This window comes from Arthrobacter sp. MYb23, assembly GCF_002979775.1.
In the GTDB taxonomy this organism is placed as follows: domain Bacteria; phylum Actinomycetota; class Actinomycetes; order Actinomycetales; family Micrococcaceae; genus Arthrobacter.
The window spans coordinates 296,393-305,714 of the sequence record NZ_PCPR01000004.1 but is presented as its reverse complement, the minus strand read 5'-3'; the positions used below and the strand labels follow the sequence as shown (position 1 = coordinate 305,714).

Here is a 9,322-nt window from a genome sequence, read left to right as displayed (position 1 = left end):
CCAGCGCAACCGCCACCCCCCACCAGACCCGGCCTGGAAAACCGGGGACCCTCGTCAACGGCGCAGACTTGGCTGCCGCCAATAACTGGAGCATCTTCGCTGGCCGCAAGGTAGGCATCATCACCAATCCCACCGGGGTGCTGGCGAACTTCCGCTCGATCGTGGATGACATGGCAGCCAAGGGCGTGGAGGTCGGAGCTGTCTTCGGCCCCGAACACGGTTTCCGCGGGACCGCCCAGGACGGAGCCAGCGAAGGAACGTCCGTGGATCCGCGGACCGGTATCACCGTCTATGACTCCTACGGTGCCGGTGTTGCCGATTACGTGCGCTTCTTTGAAAGCTCCGGGGTGGACACCATCTGCTTCGACATCCAGGATGTGGGGGCCCGCTTTTACACCTACATCTGGACCATGTGGGGTGCCATGCAAGCTGCGTCGAAGACGGGTGCCGCGTTTGTTGTCCTTGACCGTCCAAACCCCATCGGCGGACAGGCGCGCGGACCGGTGCTGCAGAAGGGGTTCGAGTCCGGCGTTGGCCAGCTGGGTATTGCCCTGCAGCATGGGATGACGGTGGGGGAACTCGCCACATACTTCAACGCGGTCCATCTTCCAGCCGCAGGCCTCACACCCATCCAGGACTTACACGTAGTGGAGGTCCAAGGGTGGCGGCGTGAAATGACAGGTCCTGACAATAGGGAGGCATGGATTCCGCCAAGCCCCAACATGCCAACACCCGAAACCGCCACCTTGTACCCAGGCACCGCACTGTTCGAGGCCACCAACATGTCAGAAGGGCGCGGAACAACCCGGCCCTTCGAACTCATCGGCGCGCCATACGTGGACTACCGCTGGGCCGAGGCTCTAAACAGCAAGGGCCTGGCAGGCGTCACTTTCCGGGAGGCATACTTCCAGCCGACTCTTTCCAAGAACCAAGGCCTCATCTGTGGGGGCGTGCAGATTCACATCACCGATCCCACCCGGGTGGAAGCCCTGGAAGTGGGCACCCACATGTTGGTCGAGGCCAAGCGTCTCTACCCCGGCTTCGGGTGGCGCGGCGACGCCGGCCGCTGGATGGGCCTGCTCAGCGGCTCGGCCCGCTTTGCTGGACAGCTCGACGCCGGCGCTGACGCCAGGACCATCATGGACAGCTGGCGCTCCGAGCTGGACCAGTTCGTGCGCGATACCCGCGCGTACCTCCTCTATAACGGCAAGCGCTAGTCGCGCAGACGAACGCAAACCTCAACCGCAACAAGGACGATGGGATTGGGATTCACATGCAAAGAAAACGAGCATCACTCATGACGGCGGCCGCCACGGCGCTGCTCATGACGGGCGCGGGGGTCATCACCGCGGCTGGCACGGCCGTCGCCGCCCAACCCACCACCACGGGAAGTACGACGACGATCACCGCCTCGCCTGACATCGAGGCGATGATTGCCGGTATGACTCTGGACGAAAAGATCGGCCAGATGACGTGGACCCACGTCTACGGCTCGTCGGCGGACGACGCCTCCATGGCGGCAAAGAATCAAGAGCGGTACGGCGTGAACTCCCCGGCCGAGGTAGTGGAAAAGTACAACCTCGGTGGCGTTCTGTACTTTGCGTGGTCCGGTAACACTAATAACCCTCAGCAGGTTGCGGGCCTTTCCAACGGCTTGCAGCAAACGGCCTTGCGGGAGGACGGGACCGGCATTCCACTAGCCGTCACCATCGATCAGGAAGGTGGCCTGGTTGCCCGCATCGGACCGCCCGCTACTGTGCTCCCGGGCAACATGGCCCTTGGTGCCACGGCAGATGCGGGCCTGGCCAAGGCCCAAGGTGAAATCCTGGGCTCCGAAATGCGTGCCATGGGCATCAACGTTGACTTCGCACCGGTCCTGGACCTCAACTCCAACCCTGACAACCCTGTGATTGGAATCCGGTCCATGGGCGAGGACCCGGCACTGGTCAGTGCCCTCGGTGTTGCCCAAATCGACGGCATTCAAGCGCACAACGTAGGCGCGGCCGCCAAGCACTTCCCCGGCCACGGCGACACCTCGGTGGATTCCCATTACGGTCTCCCCACAGTCACCTACGATCGCGCAACACTCAATGAGCACCTGAAGCCATTCAAGGCCGCAATCGACGGCGGCGTGGACATGGTGATGACGGCGCACATCATTGTGGAGGCCATTGACCCTGAAATGCCAGGTACGCTCTCCCACAAGGTTCTCACCGGGTTGCTTCGTGATGAGATGGGATTCAAGGGACTGGTGACAACCGATGCCTTGGATATGGCCGCAATGGCTGCCGAATGGCCCCAGGAAGAAATCGCCGTCAAGGCGATCCAGGCCGGTTCTGACATCCTCCTCAACTCCCCGGATGTTGACGCGTCGTTCGCCGGGGTTCGCGCCGCCGTCGAGTCCGGCGAGATCACCGAGACCCGCCTGGATGAGTCCATTCGACGGATCCTCGAATGGAAGGTCAAGCGTGGAGTCTTCGAGCAGCCGATGGCAGACCCCGCTGCCGTGGACACCTCGGTGGGAAGGGCAGAAAACCTGACCACCGCAAAGCTGATCTCCGATCACGCAGTCACGCTGCTTCGCAACGAAGGCCAGGTCCTGCCGCTCAAGTCCGGCAGCTCAGTGCTCATGGTGGGCGCCGGTTCCGCGTGGCCGGAACTCGCAGGTCCGCTGCTGAAGGATCAGGGATTCACGGTCACTGAAGACTACGAGGATGGGGCCTCGCCCTCAGCGGCCTACCGCGCACGTGCGGTGGCTGCCGCCGGCAACGCCAATGCCGTCGTCTTCGCTTCCTACAACGCAACCAGCAACGCTGCCCAGCAACAGATGGTTGCGGACCTCGCCGCCACCGGGACACCGGTCATCGTTGTGGCAACCCGCAACCCCTACGACATCAACGTCTTCCCTGGCGCCGACGCCGTGCTCAACAGTTATGGAGTCAAAGAGGTCAATTTCCACGGTGCCGTCCGCGCCATCTCAGGTGCGGTCAACCCGAGCGGCAAGCTGCCCGTCAACGTTCCCAAGGCCGATGCCAGCGGTGTCCTCCTGCCGTTGGGCTTCGGGCTGAGTTACCAAACCACGACGCCGGTCCCAGTCACCTTCACGGACCGCCCGGGTCATGGCCAGGACAGCTACACCATCCCCTCCGTCCCGGGTGTTGCATACCAGATTGACGGCAAGGAAGTCGCCGCCGGAAGCTACAGGAAGCCTTCCGGCACTGTGACCGTCACAGCGGAACGGCGGCCCGGGTACGTCTTCACCGACGGCTCCGTTACCGAGTGGACACACACCTTCACCACCGGACTCCCCAAGTCCTAGGAAGAGCTAAACCACCGGCGAGTTCATCAGTGCGACCGTGATGAGCAGGGCAATCCCGAACATCGGCAGGCAAAGAATGATGTTGGTGAGGCGGTTGTCCCTCATCACGGCCACGAACTCCCGGAGGAAAGCGCTGGGGACGAAGTATCTGGCAGTGGGGGCACCCACAACCTCGGCGTTGATCTTCTGGCGCCGGGACAGCAGGGCCGCGCGCAACACATGGTAGTTGTTGGTGCATACCAGCAGCGGTCCCTGGATTCCCTTGTCAGCGAGCAGGGCTACGGAGTACGCAAGGTTTTCGCGGGTGGTGGTGGCCTGATTCTCCTCCAATACATCCGCGGCAACCGCTCCCTTCGCCACCAAGTACTCCTTCATGGCGGCGGACTCGGGCCGGGGTTCATCCGGGCCTTGGCCCCCGGAAGGGACCAAAACCGGCTTGGCCGGGGCGCCGCCGTCGTAAATTTCCAGGGCCTTGTTCAAGCGCGCGGCGAGCAAGGGCGGGACCTTGCCATTGATCAGGCCGGAGCCGAGGACAATGACGGCCGCCGGGTTGGGGCTGAAGCGCATACGGGAATACACCATTGCGTACCCCAGGAACACCACGAAGGCGCAGCCCAGGTAAGCGCAGAGGAAAAATGCGAGGGCGGCGACGCCGGCCAGCACCGGCTGCCCGCTCAGTACAAAAAGGAACGCGATGACCGGTGCGAGGAATACTGCGAGCCCCACCGCGATGGGCAGGAAACTGGTGATTCCGGCACCTTCCCTGCGGACCATGGTGACGCCGTTGGCTATCAGGAAGCCGGCGAACACGAAGATGCTCACCACCGGCACCACCATCACCACCAGGCTCAGCCATTCGAACCACGGGTTCAGGTCAATGAGGAAGTCCAGAAGAGCCTGCAGGAGGAACCACGCCGCCACCAGCAGGAACACGCCGTTGCGAAGCCGACGCCGGTCCGACTGGAACGAGGCAAGGAAGAGCCCCGCAAAGAGAAGTCCAAGGACCAGGTTCAGCATGATCCAAGCCTATGCGCTGGGGCTACTGTCACCTGATCGCTGACCCTGGACCCGCCCGTGGTAGATTCGATAGGCGAAAAAACGCAACCAAGGGGGTTGATCATGAGCCATGCAAGGACATCCCGGCCGCGGTATCTCAATGCTGTTGCCACCTCGCTGCTGCTGGTCACCGCAACCGGCGGGCTCTCAGCTTGCCGCGAGGAGAAAAAGCCCGCACCGCCTTACCCGGCAGTTGAATGGCAAGGAACTGCGCCCAGCGAGGCCATAGAAGATGATCCGTGGGTCATAGCGGCCCGCAAGTCCCTCGAGGCCCAGGCTGTCGCGCAGAATGTTACGGACTTCACCTTGCCCGAGTTGGAGGCGACCACGGGCCTGGAACTTCGCACTCGCCTTTCAAGGATTCCCTTGAACGACGTCGCACAGAAACGGCGCCCGGACATCCGCCCGGGACCCGACCCGTTCCTCCCCTTGACGGCCCACGCCGGCCGGGATCCCGGCACTGGAGAGGTGCACGGTTGCGTGGTGCGTTGGGCATCCGACACAGGTGAGATCCCGGACGAACTGAGCGCCACCGGGGTGATGTTCCGGATGGAACACCTTGCAGGCGGGCAACTACGGATCACCAGCGTAGTGACACTTCCCGATCTGGACTGCAGTACCGCCAAGCCGCCTCTTGCAATGTTCGTGCCCGCCCCCGAGCCGTCCACTGTCACCGACGCCCAAAACGTCGTCCGGGCAAAGCCAGCAGAAATCGACCCTGAGTACGTCAAGCCTGCTTAACAGCTTTTTCGTTAGGGCCGCTCCCGGGCGTCCCGTTCCCGCGTGGCCCTTTGGGCAAAGTCGTTGAGGGCCGCAGCTACAGCCTCGGGATGGCTTAGCGTCACATAATGGCCCCCGGGGATTTCCACGGGTTCGCTTTCAAGCCGCTGTTGAACCTGTCGCCTCATGAACGAAGCCGGGAAGAACAGGTCGTCACGGCACAGAATCGCCAAGGTGGGCACCTCCGGATGCCGGCCAGGCCAAGGGCCGGACATCCAAGCGCCCTGCTGGTCCCGCTCCCTGCTGGTAGCCTCCCGGGCCAACTCTTCCGGTACAAGGTTGAAAAACGCCTCTTCTGGGATGGTTTCGCGGTCATGCCCTGTGTTTGTCCACCAGTCGCCGAAGGTCTCGCCCGGCATAGGGATCATTGCCGAGAGGTACACCAACCCGTCGGAGTGGAGTTGCTCGCAGACCAATGGCGCCGTGAAGCCACCTAGCGAGTGCCCCACCACAATAGTGTGCTTAGCGTCGCCAACGGCTTCCGTCACTGCACGGGCATAGTCCTCAAGTGTGGCGTCGTTATCCTCGATGGGAAGGTCCACGGCCACCACTCCATGCCCGGATGCTTCGAGCAGCGGGTTGACCAAATGCCAGTCCCACGCTGTTGAACCGCCACCGTGAATCAGCACGAAAACCGTCATCTCTTCCCACCTAACCCATTTCTGTCCAAGACTTGTGTGCTGTCACCAGGGCATCCGGCGTACTTGGAACGGTCCCCGCGGCAGTTTCCACCGGGAGCCCGTTCCGGATCCAATACTCAATGCCACCGATCATCTCCTTCACGGCGTAACCCAGTTCTGCGAAGGCGAGCGCAGCGAACGTGCTGCCGTTACATCCTGGACCCCAGGAGTAGACCACCACTTGGGAACCGGCAGGAACAAGCTCCCGTCCGAGGGCCGGTATTTGAGCTGTGGGAAGATGTACGGCTCCTGGAATATGTCCGTGGTCCCACGAGGATTGGCGGCGTGTGTCCACCACAACCAACGAGCCGGGCGTGGACTCAGCCACCTCCATGACGTCGATCTCGCATTGCAGCTTGGCGCGGAAATAGTCGGCTGCGCTGATACTCATACGAGCCCCAAGAAAATGTGGGCGTCCTTGCTTTCAGTAGTCACTCAGTTCCTCACGAGCTGCTCGGCGTCATCATTCCGTTTCCAACCATCAGTCCCCGGCTTCAGCTACCACGGCACGGGGCCGGACAAAGGCCGGTATTCAACACCCATGGCATGAAGCCGTGCCAAGTGTGAGCCGTTGAGCCGGGTCAGGAACTCATCGTAGTCCGGCCCTCGGGGCTGGACCAGAACACTCCGGAAATGGCGCTGAGGCGCTGGAACGCGGCGAACTGAATGCCCCGGCTCCGGCGTTGGTAAACTAAGCCATCACTTTCACCGGCCGACGCACCGGCCGCTTCTTGGGGGATTTCGTGGACTCTCGCTCTTCCTTATTTTCGCCTGCCCGCGTGCGGCGCTACGCCGCCGTCGTCATCGCCGTTGTGATGACAGCGCTGCTTCTGGTGGTACCAGGCAAGCCAGCTGCGGCAGCCGATCCGCTGGTGTTTACTTTCCAGCGCACAACGCCATTTACGGCGCAGGCAGGGCAGCCCGCATTGTTCGACTTCACGGCTTCGAAGCCGGTGAGCCGCGTGGAGGTCACTGCCTCAGACGCCCACGGCGAGTTCCGCCTTTACTCCGGCGTGTGGACATCTTCGACACCGGCTACCTCCGGGACTGTCGCACTGCAGATACCGGCGGAAAAATGGCCGGAAGGTAAGGCGACTATCCAAAACGTTAGTGTCGAGGTCGCCGGAATGCAGTACCCCATCTCCTTCCTGCGCGAGGGAGCGGTCTTCTCTTACGGCACAACGGGCGGTGGAGCGAATTCCATAGGGCCACTCTCGGCTTTCGATTTCGCTGTCTCCAATCCCGCGCTCCCTCGGAGGGCCCCTGCTCTGACAATGCTTTCCGGGCCCTCCAGCCCCGTTGAGCCCGGACAGAATGCCGCCGTGCAGTTCGCTCTAGGCCTGCCCGCCCAAGAAGTGCAGTTGCGCTACATCAACGATTCCGGCCAGTCCGGACCATCCGATGTCACGCTCACCTGGAGTGGTCCGGCGTCGACGTCTCCCGCCAGCGGAACGGCCACAGGACCTGTCACGGCAGCGACGTTCGACGGCGGATACACACTGACGCAAGCCCGGGTTACCTATCTCGGCGGTTCCTTCGTCACCTACTATCGCGATGGTCGACATGACGGATCCGGGTCCGAAAAGCCATTCCCGGAGACGTGGTCAGCCCTGGAAGAGGGTGATTTCCAGGTGCTTAATCCCCACAAGGTGCTCACGCCTATTTCCTTCCCCTCCGGCGTCAAGATTGCCACCGACTACGCTCTGGGAACCTACCCGACGGCCGATGTGGGCGGCCTCGAACCTTCCGACGCAAAACTGGAGTACGAATGGTTCAAGGACGGCCAACCTGTGGAGCAGTTCTACGACGGCATTTCGCTCCTCGCTGGACCCATTGGAGGCTCCGTTCTCACCCTAAGAGTGACCGCCCGGGCTGCCGACCGCCTCCCCACAACGGTGACGTCCCCGCCGATCGGCCCCATGCCGAGGCAACTCGGCACCGCCCTCATGTTCATGAGGGGAAAAGCATCCCTGGGCGGTCAGGTGTATCCGGAATGGTCGATGCCACCAACGGTTTATCCCGAGGGCGGCACACCCACATACAGCTATGTGTGGAAACGAGACGGGGCTGTGATTCCGGGCGCAAGGAACGCCATCTACACCGTAACTAAAGCCGACTTGGGACATATTCTCACGGTGGACGTAACGGTCATGTACGAGCCACTCACTCAAACCACCGTCACCACGGAGGTCCCTGTACCACTTGCCCCACGGGGCGAGGGCTTTAACGGCGACAGAACCGCGGACCTCTTCGCCCGGACGGCTTCCGGAGATCTGCTCCTCTATCCCGGCAACGGCAAGGGCGGCTGGCTGCCCGCCCAAACCATCGGCCGCGGCTGGGGCATCTTTGACACTCTCCTGGCTCCCGGCGATTTCGACGGCGACGGCGCCACCGATGTCATTGGGCGTGACCGATCCGGCAAGCTATTCCTCTACTCCGGCAATGGCACCGGAGGCTGGAAGGGCAGCCGGCAAATCGGCCAAGGGTGGCAGGGATTCAAGGAGATCGTGGCCCCCGGCGACTTCAACCGCGATGGCGCAAACGACCTCCTCGCAAAGGATCAGGCCGACCGCTTGATTTTGTACCCCGGCGACGGCGCGGGTGGCTGGAGGACGCCCGTCACAGTGGGCTGGGGATGGGGTGGCTTCTCCAGACTCATTACCCCCGGGTGGTGGATGGGCTATCACGAGACCAACATCCTGGCCCAGACTTCGTCTGGCGAGCTCAAGGTCTATTACGGGCTCAGAGAGGGATTTGCGGACATGCCCGTCAGTACCGTTGGTACAGGTTGGAATTCGGCAATCACAGCAGGCGGCCCTGGCGATTTCAACGGCGATGGAAGCCCGGATGTTTTCGGCATCGATGCCAAAGGCACCATGACCATGTACTGGGGCAATGGCACGGGCATCAACGGCTGCGGTCTCGGTTGCGGTGCCTGGAAAGGCTCCTCGGCCGTCGGCTGGGGCTGGGGCGCTTTCACTGCGGTCTTCTAGATACACATCGAAGCACTGGGCGGTCAGCATGACGCCCAGTGCTTTTTTGGTGGCACATACCCCCTGGGGGTACTTGACGACATACCCCCTATGGGTATAGTTTCGAACTATGAGCACGCCAGACCTGAGCATGAGCCATCCGGACGCACCCATCATCGAGGTGGACCTGGAGCACGCAGCGCCACATGGGTACACCAGCAATAAGGACGCATACCTCAAACGCTTGAAACGGATCGAGGGGCAGGTCCGCGGCATTGCCCGCATGGTGGAGGATGACAAATATTGCATCGACATCCTCACCCAAATAGCCGCCGCCACCAAGGCCCTCCATGCCGTCAGCCTGGGACTCGTAGAGGAGCACATCGGCCATTGCGTCGTGGGTGCCGCCTCCGAGCCCAACCCGGAAGCCCGCGCCGAACAGATCGACGCCAAAGTGAAGGAGGCCACCGATGCCATCGGGCGCCTGCTGCGGTAATTCCGCCAACAACCACCAC

8 protein-coding genes are annotated in these 9,322 nt (G+C 62.3%); 5 read left to right on the top strand and 3 right to left on the bottom strand.

Annotated elements, in window-relative coordinates:
- Both CQ020_RS07840 and CQ020_RS07835 read left to right on the top strand, forming a co-directional pair.
- The coding region (locus tag CQ020_RS07840) for an exo-beta-N-acetylmuramidase NamZ domain-containing protein (protein WP_105691328.1) at positions 1 to 1,217 on the top strand (1,217 nt) is incomplete at its 5' end.
- Positions 1,218 to 1,273: 56 nt separating this feature from the next.
- A complete protein-coding gene (locus tag CQ020_RS07835; protein ID WP_105691305.1) occupies positions 1,274 to 3,319 on the top strand; it encodes a glycoside hydrolase family 3 protein in 2,046 nt (681 codons plus the stop codon).
- Between the two features lie 6 nt (positions 3,320 to 3,325).
- Here CQ020_RS07835 and CQ020_RS07830 read toward each other — a convergent pair whose 3' ends face one another.
- Positions 3,326 to 4,336 carry a YdcF family protein gene (locus CQ020_RS07830; protein WP_105691304.1) on the bottom strand — a complete coding sequence of 337 codons (1,011 nt, stop codon included), beginning with the start codon at positions 4,334 to 4,336 and terminating at the stop codon, positions 3,326 to 3,328.
- 102 nt (positions 4,337 to 4,438) lie between these two features.
- Between CQ020_RS07830 and CQ020_RS07825 the strand changes: the two genes are divergently transcribed.
- A complete protein-coding gene (locus CQ020_RS07825; protein WP_105691303.1) occupies positions 4,439 to 5,116 on the top strand; it encodes a hypothetical protein in 678 nt (225 codons plus the stop codon).
- A gap of 11 nt (positions 5,117 to 5,127) precedes the next feature.
- Here the strand turns inward: CQ020_RS07825 and CQ020_RS07820 are convergent, their stop codons facing one another.
- Together CQ020_RS07820 and CQ020_RS07815 are read right to left on the bottom strand one after the other, a co-directional pair.
- Positions 5,128 to 5,796 (bottom strand): alpha/beta fold hydrolase, encoded by a 669-nt coding sequence (locus CQ020_RS07820; protein ID WP_105691302.1) that lies wholly within the window; start codon positions 5,794 to 5,796, stop codon positions 5,128 to 5,130.
- A 10-nt stretch (positions 5,797 to 5,806) separates the two neighbouring features.
- Positions 5,807 to 6,226: a rhodanese-like domain-containing protein gene (locus CQ020_RS07815; protein WP_105691301.1), complete on the bottom strand. Its 420-nt coding sequence runs from the start codon at positions 6,224 to 6,226 to the stop codon at positions 5,807 to 5,809.
- A gap of 352 nt (positions 6,227 to 6,578) precedes the next feature.
- Between CQ020_RS07815 and CQ020_RS07805 the strand changes: the two genes are divergently transcribed.
- Positions 6,579 to 8,828 carry a VCBS repeat-containing protein gene (locus CQ020_RS07805; RefSeq protein WP_146116616.1) on the top strand — a complete coding sequence of 750 codons (2,250 nt, stop codon included), beginning with the start codon at positions 6,579 to 6,581 and terminating at the stop codon, positions 8,826 to 8,828.
- A 109-nt stretch (positions 8,829 to 8,937) separates the two neighbouring features.
- Complete coding sequence (locus CQ020_RS07800; protein WP_105691299.1) at positions 8,938 to 9,303, top strand: metal-sensitive transcriptional regulator; 366 nt, start codon at positions 8,938 to 8,940, stop codon at positions 9,301 to 9,303.
- The last annotated feature ends 19 nt before the right edge of the window (positions 9,304 to 9,322 follow it).